The sequence below is a fragment of the Sulfurimonas lithotrophica genome, assembly GCF_009258225.1.
GTDB classification, from domain to species: Bacteria; Campylobacterota; Campylobacteria; order Campylobacterales; family Sulfurimonadaceae; genus Sulfurimonas; species Sulfurimonas lithotrophica.
Genome location: NZ_CP043617.1, coordinates 672,862 through 690,431, shown reverse-complemented (window position 1 = coordinate 690,431; position 17,570 = coordinate 672,862). Strand labels below are relative to the sequence as shown.

The 17,570-nt window shown below is 33.4% G+C and carries 16 protein-coding genes and 2 tRNA genes; 12 read left to right on the top strand and 6 right to left on the bottom strand.

The features are described from left to right. Window positions 1-2 precede the first annotated feature (2 nt). From FJR48_RS03590 to FJR48_RS03555, 8 genes are all read left to right on the top strand, one after another. Window positions 3-1,151, top strand: a complete 1,149-nt coding sequence (locus FJR48_RS03590; RefSeq protein WP_152306792.1) for a sigma-54-dependent transcriptional regulator — start codon at window positions 3-5, stop codon at window positions 1,149-1,151. A 17-nt stretch (window positions 1,152-1,168) separates the two neighbouring features. After that, window positions 1,169-2,209 carry an aspartate-semialdehyde dehydrogenase gene (locus FJR48_RS03585; RefSeq protein ID WP_152306791.1) on the top strand — a complete coding sequence of 347 codons (1,041 nt, stop codon included), beginning with the start codon at window positions 1,169-1,171 and terminating at the stop codon, window positions 2,207-2,209. Between the two features lies 1 nt (window position 2,210). Further along, window positions 2,211-2,726, top strand: a complete 516-nt coding sequence (locus tag FJR48_RS03580) for a YqhA family protein (RefSeq protein WP_152306790.1) — start codon at window positions 2,211-2,213, stop codon at window positions 2,724-2,726. A 102-nt stretch (window positions 2,727-2,828) separates the two neighbouring features. Continuing rightward, window positions 2,829-3,872, top strand: a complete 1,044-nt coding sequence (hemE, locus tag FJR48_RS03575) for a uroporphyrinogen decarboxylase (protein WP_152306789.1) — start codon at window positions 2,829-2,831, stop codon at window positions 3,870-3,872. Beyond that, on the top strand, window positions 3,859-4,803 hold the full coding sequence (locus FJR48_RS03570; protein WP_347402087.1) for a radical SAM protein: 945 nt from the start codon (window positions 3,859-3,861) through the stop codon (window positions 4,801-4,803). Before hemE ends, FJR48_RS03570 begins: the two co-directional genes overlap by 14 nt. 55 nt (window positions 4,804-4,858) lie before the next feature. Next, window positions 4,859-4,933: transfer RNA gene (locus tag FJR48_RS03565), tRNA-Asn, on the top strand. A gap of 23 nt (window positions 4,934-4,956) precedes the next feature. Beyond that, window positions 4,957-5,031, top strand: a tRNA-Asn gene (locus FJR48_RS03560). 119 nt (window positions 5,032-5,150) lie between these two features. Next, entirely contained in the window at window positions 5,151-8,015 is a 2,865-nt protein-coding gene (locus FJR48_RS03555) for a CHASE domain-containing protein (protein ID WP_152306788.1), read from the top strand. Here the strand turns inward: FJR48_RS03555 and FJR48_RS03550 are convergent. The 4 genes from FJR48_RS03550 to FJR48_RS03535 form a co-directional block, all read right to left on the bottom strand. Then, window positions 7,989-9,542: a SulP family inorganic anion transporter gene (locus FJR48_RS03550; protein WP_152306787.1), complete on the bottom strand. Its 1,554-nt coding sequence runs from the start codon at window positions 9,540-9,542 to the stop codon at window positions 7,989-7,991. The two genes, FJR48_RS03555 and FJR48_RS03550, sit on opposite strands and share 27 nt — an antisense overlap. 76 nt (window positions 9,543-9,618) lie before the next feature. After that, window positions 9,619-10,182 carry a hypothetical protein gene (locus tag FJR48_RS03545; protein ID WP_188108614.1) on the bottom strand — a complete coding sequence of 188 codons (564 nt, stop codon included), beginning with the start codon at window positions 10,180-10,182 and terminating at the stop codon, window positions 9,619-9,621. 41 nt (window positions 10,183-10,223) lie between these two features. Further along, window positions 10,224-12,248, bottom strand: a complete 2,025-nt coding sequence (locus FJR48_RS03540) for a bifunctional diguanylate cyclase/phosphodiesterase (protein WP_152306786.1) — start codon at window positions 12,246-12,248, stop codon at window positions 10,224-10,226. A gap of 120 nt (window positions 12,249-12,368) precedes the next feature. Beyond that, a complete protein-coding gene (locus FJR48_RS03535; RefSeq protein WP_152306785.1) occupies window positions 12,369-12,866 on the bottom strand; it encodes a rubrerythrin family protein in 498 nt (165 codons plus the stop codon). Between the two features lie 177 nt (window positions 12,867-13,043). Here FJR48_RS03535 and FJR48_RS03530 point away from each other — a divergent pair, with 177 nt between their 5' ends. Next, entirely contained in the window at window positions 13,044-13,709 is a 666-nt protein-coding gene (locus tag FJR48_RS03530) for a hypothetical protein (RefSeq protein WP_152306784.1), read from the top strand. A 78-nt stretch (window positions 13,710-13,787) separates the two neighbouring features. Here the strand turns inward: FJR48_RS03530 and FJR48_RS03525 are convergent, their stop codons facing one another. Beyond that, window positions 13,788-14,222, bottom strand: a complete 435-nt coding sequence (locus FJR48_RS03525; RefSeq protein WP_152306783.1) for a GNAT family N-acetyltransferase — start codon at window positions 14,220-14,222, stop codon at window positions 13,788-13,790. A gap of 104 nt (window positions 14,223-14,326) precedes the next feature. On the opposite strand from FJR48_RS03525, the gene FJR48_RS03520 reads away from it, so the two are divergent. Next, window positions 14,327-14,716, top strand: coding sequence for a 4Fe-4S dicluster domain-containing protein (locus FJR48_RS03520; RefSeq protein WP_152306782.1), 390 nt, complete (start codon window positions 14,327-14,329; stop codon window positions 14,714-14,716). A 3-nt stretch (window positions 14,717-14,719) separates the two neighbouring features. After that, complete coding sequence (locus tag FJR48_RS03515) at window positions 14,720-15,100, top strand: 4Fe-4S dicluster domain-containing protein (RefSeq protein WP_152306781.1); 381 nt, start codon at window positions 14,720-14,722, stop codon at window positions 15,098-15,100. Window positions 15,101-15,109: 9 nt separating this feature from the next. On the opposite strand, the gene FJR48_RS03510 is transcribed toward FJR48_RS03515, so the two are convergent. Beyond that, the gene (locus FJR48_RS03510) at window positions 15,110-15,997 is read right to left on the bottom strand and encodes a DMT family transporter (protein ID WP_152306780.1); all 888 of its coding nucleotides are present in this window, start codon (window positions 15,995-15,997) and stop codon (window positions 15,110-15,112) included. A 99-nt stretch (window positions 15,998-16,096) separates the two neighbouring features. Here FJR48_RS03510 and nifB point away from each other — a divergent pair, with 99 nt between their 5' ends. Beyond that, on the top strand, window positions 16,097-17,554 hold the full coding sequence (nifB, locus tag FJR48_RS03505; RefSeq protein ID WP_152306779.1) for a nitrogenase cofactor biosynthesis protein NifB: 1,458 nt from the start codon (window positions 16,097-16,099) through the stop codon (window positions 17,552-17,554). The last annotated feature ends 16 nt before the right edge of the window (window positions 17,555-17,570 follow it).

Genomic DNA, 17,570 nt, shown 5'->3' with positions numbered 1-17,570 from the left:
TAGTGAAAATTGCAATAGTTGAAGATGATATTAATATGAGAAAATCTCTTGAAATCTCTTTTGAAGATTTTAAAGAATTCGAAGTTATAACATTTAAAAGCGCTGTTGATGCACTTAAAAAACTTGACGATTCATTTGATTTAATAATTACGGATATTAATATGCCTCGTATGGACGGCATAGAGTTTATAAAAGAGTTAAACGGTAAATACGAAGTAATTATAATGACGGGAAATGCAACGCTAAGCCGTGCAATAGAGTCTATACACTTAGGAGTAAAAGACTTTTTACTTAAACCTTTTGAAATAGATACTTTAGTTGATGCAATAAAGCGTGAAGATAAAATTCAAAAAGTAAAAAAAAGTGCTAATAAATCTAATAAGAAAAAATCCGATTCCGGTTTTTTAGGTACGTCAAAATCACTTGAAGGTGCGCTGAATATTGCAAACAAAGCATGTAAAACGGATGCGAGTATATTACTCTTAGGTCAAAGCGGTGTAGGAAAAGAGGTCTTTGCCTCATATATACATAACAACTCGCAAAGGGCTAAAAAACCTTTTGTAGCTATAAATATGGCTGCAATACCGGACAATCTGATAGAAAGCGAACTATTTGGATTTGAAAAAGGTGCTTTTACGGATGCAAGTGAGGCAAAAGCCGGACAGTTTGAAATTGCAAACGGTGGTACGCTCTTTTTAGATGAAATAGGTGAGATGCCTTTTGGTGTTCAGGCTAAACTTCTTCGTGCACTGCAGGAAAAAGAGGTCCGCCGTTTAGGTTCATCAAAACCTATAAAGATTGATGTACGTATAGTATCTGCAACAAATGCAAACTTAAACGATAAAATAAAAGATGGAGAATTCAGAGAGGATTTGTATTATAGACTTAATACAATCCCTTTAAATATACCTCCTCTAAAAGAACGTAAAGATGAAATCATGCAGATTGCAGAAGCTACCTTGGAGCAAAACTGTAAAAAGTACGGGTTTGAACAAAAATCTTTTAGTGAGAAGGCAAAAGAACAGCTTTTGGCATATTCTTGGCCGGGAAACATACGTGAGTTAATATCGGTGGTTGAACGTGCAACTATTTTAAGTGACGATGATACGATAGATGCAGAAAGCTTGCACCTTGAAGTTCGCGGACTTTAAAAATTTAAGGAATAAAAATGAGTAAAAAATATAATGTAGCAGTGGTAGGTGCCACCGGTGCTGTCGGAGAAGAATTATTTCGTGTATTAGAACAAATAGATTTTCCTATTGGGGAGCTTCTTCCGCTGGCTAGTGCTAACTCTGCAGGAAGCACTATAGAGTTTAACGGTCGTGAGCATAAAGTTTATGAGCTTACCGAGACTGTATTTTCTGAACATGACGTTGATATAGCCTTTTTTAGCGCAGGTGGAAGCATCTCTGAAAAATTTGCTAAATTCGCAGTTGAGAGCGGTGCCGTTGTAATAGATAATACTTCACACTTTAGAATGAATGAGAATGTCCCTTTAGTTGTACCTGAAGTTAATCCGGAAGATATAGCTAAATGGCGTGAAACAGGAATAATTGCAAATCCAAACTGTTCGACTATCCAAATGGTTCAAGCACTAAAACCACTTGATAATCTTTATGGCATCAAACGTGTGGATGTAAGTACATACCAAGCTGTAAGCGGTGCAGGTAAAGCAGGTATGGAAGAACTTGTAAAACAACTTCAAGACTTCTTTGCTTTTAAACTGGATGAGAGTAAAAAAGAAGCTTTTATGCATCAGATTGCATTAAATGTCATACCGCATATAGACACTCCTCAACCTAACGGCTTTACAAAAGAAGAGATGAAAATGGTAAACGAGACTCAAAAGATTATGAAAAAGAAAATGGCTATAGCTGCTACATGTGTTCGTGTACCTGTTTTAAGAAGTCATACAGAGTCTATTACCGTAACATTTGAAGACAATATAGATGTAAACCTTGATGACGTAAGAGCTGCTTTAGCTGCGTTTGAGAATGTAGAGGTTATGGATGATTTGGAAAACGGTGTATATCCGATGCCAATAATCTCAACTGATACCGACACGACTTATGTCGGAAGAATAAGAAAAGACATATATTCTAAAAATATGCTTCATATGTTTAACTCGGCAGACCAAGTTCGTGTAGGAGCTGCAACAAATGCGGTACGTATAGCTCTGAAATGGATTGCTATGGAGGAGAATAACTAAAATGGAAAAGCTATTTGAAAATACTTTATGGAACTCTAGATTCATAATAATCTTAGCTGTTATATTTGGTCTGATAGGTGCAGTTGTACTTTTTGTAGTAGCTAGTTTTGATGTGTTTCAAACAGCTGCTTATGTTATCAGTACGTACATTAACCATGCACATCCCGAACATTTTCATGAAGAAGTTGTAGGTGGCATAATAGGTGCGGTCGATTTATATCTAATTGGTGTAGTTATGTTAATATTCTCTTTTGGTTTATATGAGTTATTTATTTCAGATATAGATGCTGCAAAAGAAAATGGAGAAGAAGAGAATCAACTTCTTGCTATACATTCGTTAGATCAGTTAAAAGACAAGATAAGTAAAGTTATCGTTATGGTTTTAGTAGTCGGATTTTTTCAAAAAGTCGGACATACAGAGTTTACAACTGCTTTAGATATGCTATATCTGGCACTATCTATTACGGCTGTTGCGGTTGGATTATATTTTTTAAGTAAGGTAGGGAAAAAGCACTAATTAGTAAGTAAAAGGAAATAATTCCTTTTACGTCGCTTAGACCGCTGTGGTCACTAAAGATTTCTTTTTTAAAAAAAGAAAAATTATTTTAAGGAAAAGAATTTGAGTAAAATATTCGTAGATGCCTGTTTAGGCAAAGAAACTCCATACACACCGGTATGGATGATGAGACAGGCAGGTCGTTACCTACCTGAATATATGGAAGTTCGTGCAGCTGCAGGAAACTTTTTAAACCTTTGTCATGACCCGGAGAAAGCGGCTGAAGTTACCATTCAGCCTTTAGATATTGTAGGTGTAGATGCAGCTATTTTATTCTCTGATATTTTAGTTATACCTGATGAGATGGGTATGGATTTATCATTTGTAAAAGGTGAAGGTCCTAAGTTTTCCGATCCATTGGTTTCACAAGAAGACGTAGATAGATTAATAGGCGGTGAAGAGGCTGCAAGTAAATTAACCTACGTATATGAGACAATTGAACTTTTACGTAAACAGCTAGATGAAAGAGGTGACGAAAAAGCATTAATCGGTTTTACGGGAGCACCTTGGACACTCGCTACATACATGATAGAGGGTCAAGGTACAAAAACTTACAATATTTGTAAAAAAATGATGTATTCAAACCCTGAACTTCTACACAATATTCTTGCTAAAGTTACTGAAGTTGTTAAGCTTTATATGGAAAAACAGATTCAAGCCGGTGTTGATGTAGTTCAAATCTTTGATAGCTGGGCAGCGGCAATTGAACCAGGTAAATATGATGAATTTTCTTGGAAATATATGGTAGAGATTGCCGAGTATTTAAAAGAAAAATATCCACATATCCCTGTAATTATGTTCCCTAAAGGCATCCCTGCATTTTTAGATAAAGTGTATGGAAACTTCGACGTGTTTGGTGTTGACTGGTCAACTCCTATGGCACTTGCAAAAGAAAAACTTGGTGATAAGTATGTACTTCAAGGAAATATGGAGCCATGTCGTCTTTACTCAAAAGAAGCTACGACTGAGTGTATAAAGGTTATCCAAGAAACTATGGGCGGTAAACGTCATATTTTTAACCTTGGTCACGGAATCCTTCCAGACGTACCGGTTGAGAACGCAAAACACTTTGTTAGCGAATGTCAAAGAATCAGTGCAAAAAAATAATATAATCTTCGGTCCGATAAACTCACGCCGCTTCGGTATGAGTTTGGGCATCGATCTCTCCCCTGCTTTTAAACAATGTAATTTTGACTGCCTTTACTGTGAACTTGCTCCTGCGGCTACAGTAGATGCACAAAAAGATATACTTGAAGTAAAAACAATTATAGGTGAGCTTAAAAAGCATCTGGACGATAAAATAGATGTAATAACTTTAACTGCAAACGGTGAGCCCACTCTTTATCCAAAACTGGGTGAGCTTATAGATGCAATTAACGAGATTAAAAACACAACTCAGACTTTAATACTGACAAACTCTGCAAATCTGGTAGATGATAAAATATACAATTCACTTTTAAAACTCGACCAAGTAAAACTATCCTTAGATGCTATAAGCAGTGATATCTTTAAAAAGATAGACCGCCCTCACCTAAATATAAACGTAGATGAAGTGATACAAAAAGTCATTGAATTCAGCAAAGAGTTTAAGGGTAAACTGTTTATAGAGATACTTTTTGTTCACGAGCTTAACGATTCAAACAAAGAAGTAAAAAAATTAAACGATACACTTTTAAAACTTCAAAATATACAAAGAGTAGATTTGGGAAGCATCGATAGACCGCCTGCCTACCCTGTTGTCGGTATAAGCTATAAAGAGCTTCACGATATATCTTTGATGTTTGATAGTTCTCTGCCTATCCATATCGCTTCACGCATCCATGCCGAACCAAATAATAAATACTATAGTGATGAAGAGATTATTAATACTTTAGATAAAAGACCCTTAACTATAGATGATATAAATTTGTTATTTGATGAAGATACAAAAACAAGACTAGATTCACTTATAAAAGATGAAAAAATAGTTAAAAAAATAGTAGGAAATTTAGTTTTTTTCATACCTCAAAATAATTTTCAAAGAAAACGTCAAAAATAGCCAAAAACCCTTGACTTTTTAAAGCTCATAAAGTATAATTTCGCCTCATATATATTCCGGATTAGCTCAGCGGTAGAGTAGGTGACTGTTAATCACTTGGCCACTGGTTCGAATCCAGTATCCGGAGCCATATATATAAACTTCAAAGCACATTCCGAATTAGCTCAGCGGTAGAGTAGGTGACTGTTAATCACTTGGCCACTGGTTCGAATCCAGTATTCGGAGCCACTTCCACAAAAACTTGTTATCTCTCATTTATTGTTTATTTTAATTTAATTAGTTAATATTATTGACATTTTTTAACAACTTAGATATTATAAAATATTACAAGGGGAAGATTTTTTACTATGAAACTGCATAAAATAGTACTTATTATAGGTATATTGATAAGTTTTTTAATTGGTATTATTGTTTATAGCTACTATATTAAGGAAGAGCAGTATAGATTTAATGAGGTAGCAAAAAAAATTGTTGTTAAACTAGAAGACAGAGTAAAAATATATAGAGAAATTTTATACGGCGGTTTGGCTTTATTTGAAGCAAATAACGGAAATGTCACTAGAGAACAATGGGCAATATATATAAAACAATTAAAACTAAAAGATAACTTTCCCGGAATCCAAGGTGTCGGCTACTCGATAGTTCTACAAGAGGATGAACTAGATAAAAACATAGCTCAAATACGCTCCGAAGGTTTTAGCAACTATAAAATATATCCCGAAGGAAAAAGGGATTTATACACCTCTATAATCTATCTTGAACCGTTTGACTGGCGTAATGTCAGAGCTTTCGGGTATGATATGTACTCAGAACAGACTAGAAAATTTGCAATGCAGTATGCTATTGAAACAGGAAATCCGTCTTTATCCGGTAAAGTAAGACTTGTACAAGAAAACGGTAAAGACGAGCAGGCAGGTTTTTTATTATATCTTCCACACTATAAAGCCAATATGCCTTTAGATACTAAAGAAAATCGTTACAAAGCTATTAAAGGGTTTATATATTCCCCTTTTCGTGCAAAAGATTTTATGCTTGGCATTGTTGAGAATACTTTAGACCAAGTAAGTTTGAAACTTTACGACAAACAAGGTAAGAATGAAGAAAAACTACTTTTTGATTCTCAACCTCTTACTAAAACATTAAGTAGATTGGAATATGTTACAAACTTAAATATTGATAATCATGTTTGGACATTAAAAATAAATCCACTTAATTCGTTTGAAAACAAAGTAGATAAAATATACCCGTTTATATTTACTTTTATAGGGATACTTTTAAGCTTTTTATATTCTTCAAAATTAAAACAAAACGAAGATATTCTTGAGATGCACGATGATGCCTTACACAATATATCTCAAGGTGTTATAGTCACAAACGAAAATCAAAGAATTATATATGTAAACAATGCATTTGAGGAATTAACGGGCTACACGAAAAAAGAGATATACGGTAAAAAACCGAATATACTTCAAGGTATAGATAGCGACATAGATACTATGAAATTTATCAAGCATAAACTAATGCTAAATGAGTCATGTGAATGTGAAATCATAAACTATAAAAAAGACGGTAGCAAATTTTGGAATCAGTTATCTATAACACCTATATTTGAAAATACCGAAGTCATTAGATATATAGCTATTCTTAACGATATTACAAATAAAAAACTTGCAGATGAAGATATACTTTTTGAAAAGAATTTTCTTACGAACATACTTGAAAATACAAATGCAGTTATTGCAGTTATAGATAGAGACGGTGTAATGATTAGACTTAACAAGTACGGGCAAAACTTTGTAGGTTATACTCAACAAGAGGTAGCTTCCAAAGCGTATTTTTGGTCAAGATTTTTAAATGAAAATATTAAAAATAAAGTATTTGGTATTATAGAACAAGCCAGAAACGGAGTTATAGTTGAAAGTTTTCAAAATTCTTGGATTTCAAAATATAATGAAGAGAGAGTATTTGAATGGTCAAACGCACTTGTAAATAATGAATATGGCCAAATGAAATATATAATCACCGTAGGAATCGATATTACAAAGCAAAAAGAGGTCGAATATGAACTTATTCAAAATGAAAAAATTCTAAAACAGGCTAAAGAGGAAGCCGAGAGAGCTAACAGAATCAAAAGTCAATTTTTGGCAAATATGTCACATGAAATAAGAACTCCGCTTAACGGTATAGTAGGGTTTATAAACCTTTTAAAGAAAGCTGAAAAAGACGAAAAAAAATTAAGCTATATAAACATGGTAAGACGCTCTTCCAATTCTCTTATAGATATAATAAACGACATATTAGATATTAGTAAAATAGAAGATGGAAAATTATCTATTGAACATACCGTTTTTAATCTATATCAAGAACTTGATGATATATTAACTCTATATGCAAATAATGCCAAAGATAAAAATATAAAACTAAAACTTGTAAAGAATGATGATACGCCAAACTTTATAAAAAGCGATTCTTTACGTTTTAGACAAGTTTTAGCGAATCTAATATCTAATGCTATAAAATTCTCCAAAAAAAATAGCAGTATTACCGTATCGGTAAAATATAAAGAAGAATATCTGTATGTATCGGTAAGCGATTTAGGTATCGGTATTCCAAAAGATGCACAAAAACGTATATTTGAACCTTTTGAACAAGAAAACAACTCTACTACTAGAACTTTTGGAGGTACAGGACTCGGTCTTGCTATTTCCAAAGAACTTGTCGAATTAATGGGCGGAGAAATTAGCTTGGAGAGTACGGTTGATAAAGGGAGTACTTTTTCTTTTTATATATCCGCACCTAAAGCAGATGATATTTCAAAAGAAAAAAAACAAAAAAAAGAGTATAAATTTAAAGGGCATATTTTAGTTGCAGAAGACAATAAAACAAACCAATTGTTAATAGATATACTTTTAAAAGACATGAACTTAACTTGTAAAATAGTAGAAGATGGAAAAGAAGCGGTAGAAGAATTTAATAAAGATACATACGACCTTATATTGATGGACATTACAATGCCTAATATGGACGGTATAGAAGCTACTAAAATTATTAGAGAGTACTCAGACATACCTATAATAGCATTAACAGCAAACAGCATGAAAGATGATATTGAGTACTATTTTGAAATGGGTATGAACTCTTTTGTACCAAAACCTATAAAAGTGGAACTTTTAGGAGAGGAACTTTCAAAATACCTTATTTATAGCTCTTAAAGCCTTCATTTGAGAATCTATAATTTTACTTGCATCTATGCTTTGAGTTATACCGAGTTTAATCAGTTTCTCTTTTCTTTTCTCGTCTGCGACAATGTAAACTTCGCTGCCGCTGCTTTTTAGTTTTTCTATTGTTTCACTCAAAGCATATATAGCCGAGAGATCCATAAAAGATACTAAAGAACAATCTATTACAACATTTTTTACATCATAAATTTTATCTACTTTATCAAGGATAAACGATGTCGAACCAAAGAAAAAAGGACCCTTTATATTTACTATTCTAACCAAGCCGTCTCTAAAGATTCTGTCGTCTTTATTTTCTTCTACTTCTTCACCGTAAACATTTACTTCGCTCTCTTTTACAAGTCTGTGAATAATCAAAAATGCCGATAAAACAACACCAACTCCAACAGCTACAATCAAATCAACAAATACCGTTAAGAAAAATACTATCATCATAACGGATACATCGTATTTTGGTATTATATTTAGCTGTTTTAGCATCTTATAATCAAATATATCAAAGCCTACTTTTATAAGTATTCCGGCTAATACAGGCATCGGTATTTTACTCGCAAGCGGAGCAAACATAAGTAAAATCAAAAGTAAAAATACAGAGTGCATCATCCCAGATACTTTGGACGTAGCGCCGCTTTTTATATTTGACACGGTTCTCATTGTCGCACCTGCACCGGGAAGCCCTCCAAATAACGATGAGATCATATTTCCTACACCCTGCCCGATTAGTTCTTTGTTTGAATTGTGTTTATCTTTTGTTAGTGAATCTGCAACAAGTGATGTAAGAAGAGAATCTATTGTCCCCAAAACCGCCAAAGTCAAAGCCGAAACCAAAATAAAAGACAGATGGCTCATATCAAAATCGAACTCTACAAAACTAGGAAGCCCTGTTGGAATATCACTTACGTAAAATACTTCCAAACTTAATATATTTGCAACAACAGACAATAATATTAATGCAATAAGCGGAGCCGGTACTTTATTTGTAAATTGTTTTGGAGAAAAGTAAAGAACCAAAAGCGTAGCCATACTTAAGAAAAAAGCTTGCGGGTTTAAGTTTATGATGCTATTTGGAATATTTAATATCGCCCCTATAACGGATGAATCTGCATGAAGTCCAAAAGCTATATTTATTTGAAGTAAAATAATAATCAATCCTATACCATTCATAAAACCCGATATTACGGGATACGGTATAAATTTTACAAACTTACCTATTTTTAACAGTCCAAAAACAATTTGAAAAAAACCGGCAAGTAAAAAGGTTGTAAATACTAAAGCTAGATTGGGTCCAAGGACTGCTACGACAGATGCAGAGATAACCGTCATAGGTCCTGTAGGTCCTGAGATTTGTGTTTTTGTACCTCCAAATAAAGAAGCAAAAAAACCTAAAAATATTGCACCGAATATTCCCGCACCTGCACCGAGTCCACTTGAAATACCAAAGGCAATGGCAAGCGGAAGTGCAACGATAGAAGCAGTAAGTCCACCAAATAGATTATTCATAATTTTCCTATATGAAAATTTTTTTGATATTATACCGCCTATTTCACGAAAAACAATATTTTTTTATAAAAGATTATTATACTGCACCCATTAATTGTTTTGAACTCTCACCTATCAGTTCACACATCTCTTCATAAGTTTTAGGGGCTTCTTGAACATCGGCTTCTAAAAGTTCATCATACATTTTTTCAATTTTTTCAGCAGGACTAAGCTTTTTCATATCGCCTTTTTCAAGGTCGGCTACTTCTAGTAATTCGTTCCATACTGAGCTCTCATCAAGCATAATTGCAGTAAATTCAATGCCTTCGTACGTAAATGTACCGTTACCGTCAAGATCTGTAACGTATAGTATATTTAAACTATCTGGCGTAAAAAACTCTTTGTATTTTTCAAACATAGGTTTGAAGTGATTAAAACTCTCTAGCTCACATGCCAAAAGTTTAATACCTTTATCATTACTAACCATAATAACCTGTTTAGCTTGAATTTTCGGTGGCAGTTTTCTGTCAGGTGATAGTTGTTTACCCTCTTCTACTATCAGTGCACCTCTATAGCCGTTTAATCCATCACTTAGCACATCATTGAATGACGGTTGCCAATCCAACTCATTGTTTTTTACATATTCCATAACTTTAGACATGGGATTCCTTAAATAATAATTTATTTAAGTCTATACATATCTTATTCCATAGGCTTAGGTTCGCAAAACAAATATCCTTGGGCACGATCTATTTCTAGTTCAAGTATCTTCTCATATATCTCTTTTGAACTTACAAATTCAGCTACGACTTTTAAGTCTTTTATTTTTGCAAAGCTTACTATTGTTTTTACAATATCGTAATAATCTTGATTTTTATCTATCTCTTTAATCAAAGAACCGTCTATTTTAATAAAATCCGCATTTAGTTTTAGCAGATACTCGAAGTTGCTGTATCCTGTTCCAAAATCATCTATTGCCAACTTACAACCGTAAGATTTTATAGTTTTTATAAACTCATCCACTTCATCAAAGTTTTCAATCCCTTCTGATTCAACAAGTTCAAAAGTTATATTTTCACTTTTATCAAAATCTTCAAGCTTTTCGTATATATACTCTTTTGTATCCGTATTTTGTATATCCTCTATAGTTATATTTATCGAGGATTTTATATTATATTTTAGTATAGCTTCAAAAGTTTTATCTATAACTATTTTCGTAATTTTTACATATTGGTTAGATTTTTTTGCTTTATCCAAAAAAAAGTAAGGGGATATAACCTCACCGTCCTTAGAAATCATTCTTACCAATGATTCATATTTTAAAATCTTTTTGGTTTTGGCTTCGACTATTGGTTGGAAAAATACGGTTATCCTATTGTCCTGTATAGCTTCTTTAATCCTGTATGCCCATGTTAAGTTTGATTTGTACTCTTTTTCCAATGGGTTTTGAGCATTATAAATATTAAAATTCAAACCGTTTTGTTTTGCATACGTTTTAGCAAGATGCACAGAAGACATCAAATTCTCTTTAGATTCAAATGAAAGTGCTATAGTAGTATTTAAATAAAATGTTTTTTCATTAATAATCAACGTTTTTGTATTTAAAAAGTTGTTTGTCTCTATCATCTCATCTATAAAAATATCCCTAGGTATATCGTTGTTAAAAACAATAAACTCATCCCCCGATAGATGGAACAACAAGTAATTATGCCCTAATCTTTTATTTAATATATTTGATAATTTTACTATAACCATATCCCCAACTTGATCACCGTAAAAATCATTTATCTCATGAAAACTATTTATATCTATAAGGGCTACGCTAGCCGTATCACTTGCGGAATTTAGGTTCTCGTTTAAATAAAACCTGTTATAAAGATTTGTAAGGGCATCGGTCTTTAGCAGTTTTTCTATCTCTTCTTGTTTTTTAACTATATCTGTAATCTCGTATCTGGTAGCAATAAATTCCAGTATATCGCCGTTGTTATCTAAAACAGGTACTATTACGGCCTGAACTATATATGTATCGCCGTCTTTTGTTAAGTTTTTAAGTTTTCCACGCCATATTTTTTTATCTAGTATCGTATTCCACATATCGGCAAACACTTCTCTTGGTTCGTCCGGATGCCTGACAATATTATGGTTTCTACCTATTACCTCATCCTTTTTATATCCGCATATTTCATAAAATTTATCATTTGCATATTTGATTTTACCTTGGATATCGGAAATAGTTACAATAGAGTTTATATCAACAGCTTCTTTATAACTTTTTAATTTTTGAATATTTTCATTTAGCTCTTTTGTTTTTTCTTCTATTTCATCTTCGAGCTTTTTATTGTAGTTCAGCCTATCAGTAATATCTCTGGCTATAGCTATATTGTAGGTAGTATTATCGTGTTTTACAAGTTTTGCATTAACTTCTACGGGAAATTCACTACCGTCTTTGCATCTGATATACGCATTGTCAATTCCGTAACCGTTGTTTTTTAATTTATCGATATGTTTAAAAAAATGATTCGTCTCATCTATAGGCTTTCTAATTCCTTCAATACCTATTTCATTCATCTCATCTAACGAGTACCCTAGCCTGTTTTTAGCAGCATCGTTTGTATAGATAAATTTAACATCATCATCTATTTGTAAGATGAAAATTAAATCATTTGTATTTTCCAAAAAGGTTTTAAAAAGTTCGTCTTGGTTCTTTAAAAATTCTTCATTTTGCATCTACAACCTTATTTTTTATAACAATATCTTATAATATAAAATCATTTATACATAAAATATTCCGTTATATTTATAAAATAAAACTGCCTCTAAAAAAAGGCAATTTCATTGTTTAAAATGTTAGATTTGTATGTATGTAGAAGGTTTTACACCACAAACAGGACAGTTTTCCGTTGGCATCCCTAGTTCAATGTGCCCACAGACGGGACAAAGATAAATATTTACTTCGTCTATATCTTTTCCCTCTTTAACTGCTTGAAGTGCTTTTTCATAAAGTTCTGCGTGAACTTTTTCTGCTTCAAGGGCATATCCGAACATTTTTTTAGCTTTATGCTTTTCAGCTACGGCTTGTTCATACATAGGCGGATACATATCTTCAAATTCATACGTCTCTCCACCGATGGCAGCTTCAAGATTTTCAATAGTAGAACCGATTTTATCCATAGCTTTTAGATGCCCTGTTGCATGAATTTTTTCAGCTTCTGCCGTTGTACGAAAAAGTTTAGCTATATTTGCAAAACCGTCTTTTTCTGCTTTATCTGCAAATGCACTGTATTTTTGGAAAGCTTGACTTTCACCACTAAACGCTGTTTCTAGATTTTCTTGAGTTGTTGGCATTACCCATCCCTTAATATATTTAATATTTATCTAAAAGATAAACATGGTGCTATCATTATAGTAACATAAATCTTAAGAGAAAATAATTATTATTTGTCATAGATACCTACAGTATAATATTTAGCTAGTATGAAGATACTCTATATATAATTATTGTTAAATAATAAAGGATATAAAATGATAAAGACCTTATTTATAATCACTCTAATGTTGTTTCAAAGTTTAAATGCACTAAGCATCTCAAAATCAAAAGAATTTACCTTGGAACATAAACCAAAATTCAAGAAAACATCCTTTGAAGTAATCATAGAACACAGTAATCAAAATATTATAGAACACAAAATTCAAAGCATTTCACAAATAGTACGAAAAGCTGATATTTGTAAAGGAGGAGAATATAGAATCCGTCCAAATTATAAATGGGAAAATAATACTAAAGTATATTTGGGTTATAGTTCCAACATCATATATAATTGTGAATTTATTGATAAAAAAGCTTACGAAAACTTACTAGATAAAGTTAAAAAAGTAGATAATATTAAAATATTGCAAAATGAAATTCGCTTTATACAAACAAAAGAAGAAAAAATTCAAAAAACTCAGGAGTTAGAAAATTTGGCTTTTGAATTTGCAAAGAAATATGTTCAAAAGCTTAACAATAGTTTTAAATCATGTAAAATAGAATCTATTGATTTGCATTCAAATCATAATACTTTTATTACTGAACAAAACTTTGTAAAACTAGAAAGAGCAAATGCAGCACCTAAATCAAAAGTCAGTCTGCCCATCAACAAAACATTTAAAAATTCTATAATAGCAAACTATAAATTTTCATGCTTATAAACTCATAGATGCTGATGCTGTCTGCATATACACTTTGAAGCAAGTCAGCTTTTATCTTATCTTCAAAAATTCCCATCACTATTTCCTTAGTACAACCATAGTTGATTTTTTAAAACCCTGTTTTTTGTAAAACTCGTGGGCTTTGTCATTATCAAAATCACTTAAAAGCGTGATTCTTTTAACACCGTCTTTTTCCAGCCGTTTTAATACATAAGACAACAATTTTGTACCGTAACCTTTTTGTCGGTATTTTTTCAAAACAACCATATCTTCTAAAATAGCCACTTTTTTACCAAGTGCCGTACTGATAGAGTAAAGCACGTTTACCATAGCTATGACTTTTTTATTTCTCTCATATACAAAAATGTCACCTATCTTTTTTGAGTTTATAATTTTTTTCAAAGCCTTGATTTGTAGTTTTGCATCTGCTTGAAATTCATTCTCTTGCTCAAATAAAGATTTTAAAAGCTCATTTAGAGCATCTATGTCCTCAAGAGTAGCTTTTCTAATCATAATATATACCTCTTTAAGTAATTGATATTTATATGTACAAGTTGCGTACCTTTAAAAGGAACACTATATGTATAGAAATTACAAACAATATTTAGGAGTTTAATATGGCAGTAATGATTACAGATGAGTGTATCTCATGTGATGCTTGTGCATCTGAGTGTCCCGTTGCGGCAATTTTAGAAGAAGATAATGAAAAAAATCCAAAGGACGGAATTTTATACGTAAAACCTGAGAGCTGTGTAGAGTGTGTCGGTCATGCAGATGAACCAAGATGTGTTGAGGCTTGTCCAACCGAGGGTGCTATAGTATGGGATATGCCATATACTATGGACTTCAACGAGTACTATAAAGGAGGTAATGAAGAAGGAACTTACAAAATTCGTGAACATAAGAAAAAAGGTCTTATGTTACCAGAACAAAAAGAGCAACCGTTCATCGCTGAGATTGCTATGAGTGATCGTGAAGCTCATGCAAATATCGGTCGCTGGGCTTAAGTCATGTCTGTAATAATTACAGATTCGTGTATAAACTGTGACACTTGTATAGATGAGTGTCCGGCTACGGCAATAGTTAGTGCTGATGATTCTCCCATCGTAGATGCCCAATATGTTTACGTTAAACCTGAAAAATGTATTGAGTGTGTCGATGCTTCAGTACCAAAATGTGCCTATGTGTGTCCTACAGAAGGTGCGATAGTATGGGATATGCCATATACCGCAGAATATAATGACTACTTCTTACAGGGTCATGAAGATGGCAAATATAACATACGTATCCACAAAAAACTAGGTATTTTTTCTCCTGAGAAAAAACCAAAACCTTTCAGAGAAAGCATCTCTATAGCAGATAGAGAAGCCGGAATGGAAGTAGAGATATAAAAAATTTGCTTAGTTAGTAACTTTTTTATTTAATCTCCATACCGTGTATATCATTAACACTCCACCAAGGAGTGTAGAAAAACTTGGCACTTCGGAGTATATTATGTTTGAGCTTGCCATTGCGACCAATGGGACTAAAAATATAAACGAAGATGCCTGATTTGCCCCGATGATAGTACTCGCTTTAAAGTAAAATGTCGTAGCTATCCCCGTAGATACGACCGTCGTAAACAATAGATTTATCCAAAAAATATAATCAAACTCGAAAATCTGTATAACTTTCTCATTTGGAACAAAGAACACATACGAAACAAGTGAAGATGCTATGTAGAGATAAAAGGTAAAAACCAAAGTTCCTACATACTTTCTTGAGGTAGCATTCAAAATTGTAAGGATGCTCCACACAACAGATGAGAGTAAAAATAATATATTTCCCTCACGCATCAAGTCGGCTATGGAGTTGTTATACAAATCAAGCATTATCACCGTACCGAGTATTCCGATTCCAAGCGGAATCTTTTTCTCACGTGGTATATCTACCTTTTCGAGCATTGCTACTATCAAAAATGTAAATATAGGGTTTGAACCAGTTACGAGCATCCCGCCAAAACCTGCAAACCCAACCTTAAGTCCAAGAAAAAACAGTACGTTATAAAGTATAAGAACAATAACCGAAAGAACTAGATACTTAAATATTTTTTTTGAAAAAATCAGCTTCTGTTTTGAGAAATAGAGCATCGGTATCAAAGATATAGAACTAAGAAAAAACTTTAAAAACGTAAGGGTATAGCTGTCCGTATATTCGGTCAGTACCTTTGATGAAGGCCATGCTACACCCCAAAAGAACATAGCTGCTATCAAGTATATATATACATTTTTTTGAATATGGGTTTGCAATTTTATATCCTGATATTTTTTTTACGCATTATATATCTTATTTACCAACGGAACACTTTATGAATTATAAATCCTAAGAAATTATTTAAAGGATTTTTTATGAGTTGTTCATCAGGTGGATGCTCTGCATCAAGCGATGCAGGATTTGATCCAAACAATCCAGAAGCCATGGCTATAAAAGAAAAAATTAACGCTCACCCGTGTTATAGCGAGGGTGCTCACCAACATTATGCAAGGATTCACGTAGCAGTTGCTCCCGCATGTAATATTCAATGTAACTACTGTAATAGAAAATACGACTGTTCAAACGAATCACGTCCGGGTGTTACAAGTGCTAAACTATCTGCTGAAGATGCAGTAAAAAAAGTGCTTTACGTCGGTGGTGAGATTCAGCAGTTATCGGTTGTCGGAATCGCAGGTCCGGGAGATGCTCTTGCAAACCCTGAGAAAACTTTTGATACTTTTAGAATGTTACAAGAAAAAGCCCCTGACTTGAAACTGTGTCTATCTACAAACGGTTTAAAAATAGCCGACTATATAGATGAGATAGAAAAATACAACATAGACCACGTAACGGTAACTATAAATACCGTAGATGCAACCGGTGAGATAGGTAGCCAGATATATCCGTGGGTACACTGGAACCATAAAAAAGTATGGGGTGCCGAGGGTGCAAAAATCTTACTTGAGAAACAACTAGAGGGTATAAAACTTTTAACCCAGAGAGGCATCTTGGTAAAAGCAAACTCTGTATTAATCCCTGGTGTAAACGACAAAGACCTTCCAAACGTTGCAAAAAAACTAAAAGAGATGAATGTGTTCTTACACAACATCATGCCGCTTCTTAGCTCCCCTGAGTTTGGTACTAAGTTTGGACTTGACGGTGTTCCTAGTGCGACAGACCAAGAGACTATGGCTGCTCAGGAAGCTTGTGGAATGGATATGAAACTGATGAGTCACTGTCGTCAGTGTCGTGCAGATGCAGTAGGACTTATAGGCGAAGACAGAGGTGACGAGTTTACACCTGATGCATTTGTGGATATGAGTTTTGAAGACTTGGAGAAAAAGTACGACATCCAAGCAAGAGAGCAAAAACACAAAGCCATAGAGAACTGGCGTTCACACTTAGAAGCTGCAAACGAGCGTATAAAAATTGAGCAAGCTTCAAAAGAGCAGTTAAGCTCAGACGGTAAAACTAAACTTGTAGCTATCACTACTGCGGGCGAAGGTATGATAAACGTACACTTTGGTTCTGCACAAGAGTTCTTAATCTACGAAGTCGGTGACAAAGCCATCAAATTTGTAATGCACAGAAAAATCGAGAGTTCATACTCAGGTGCTGAACTTGGAGAAGACTATAACCCGATAGATGAGATAAAAACTACACTTAAAGACGTAGATGTACTTCTGACTGCAAAAATCGGTGAATGTCCGATGAACGACTTAAATGAGATAGGTCTTATTTGTGATGATTCGTATGCAAACGAGCCTATTGAAAAATCTGTTTTTGATGCAGTTCAAAAACACTTCTACGAGAGCGAAAAAGAAGTAGGCTAAAAATAAGGAGGCGATT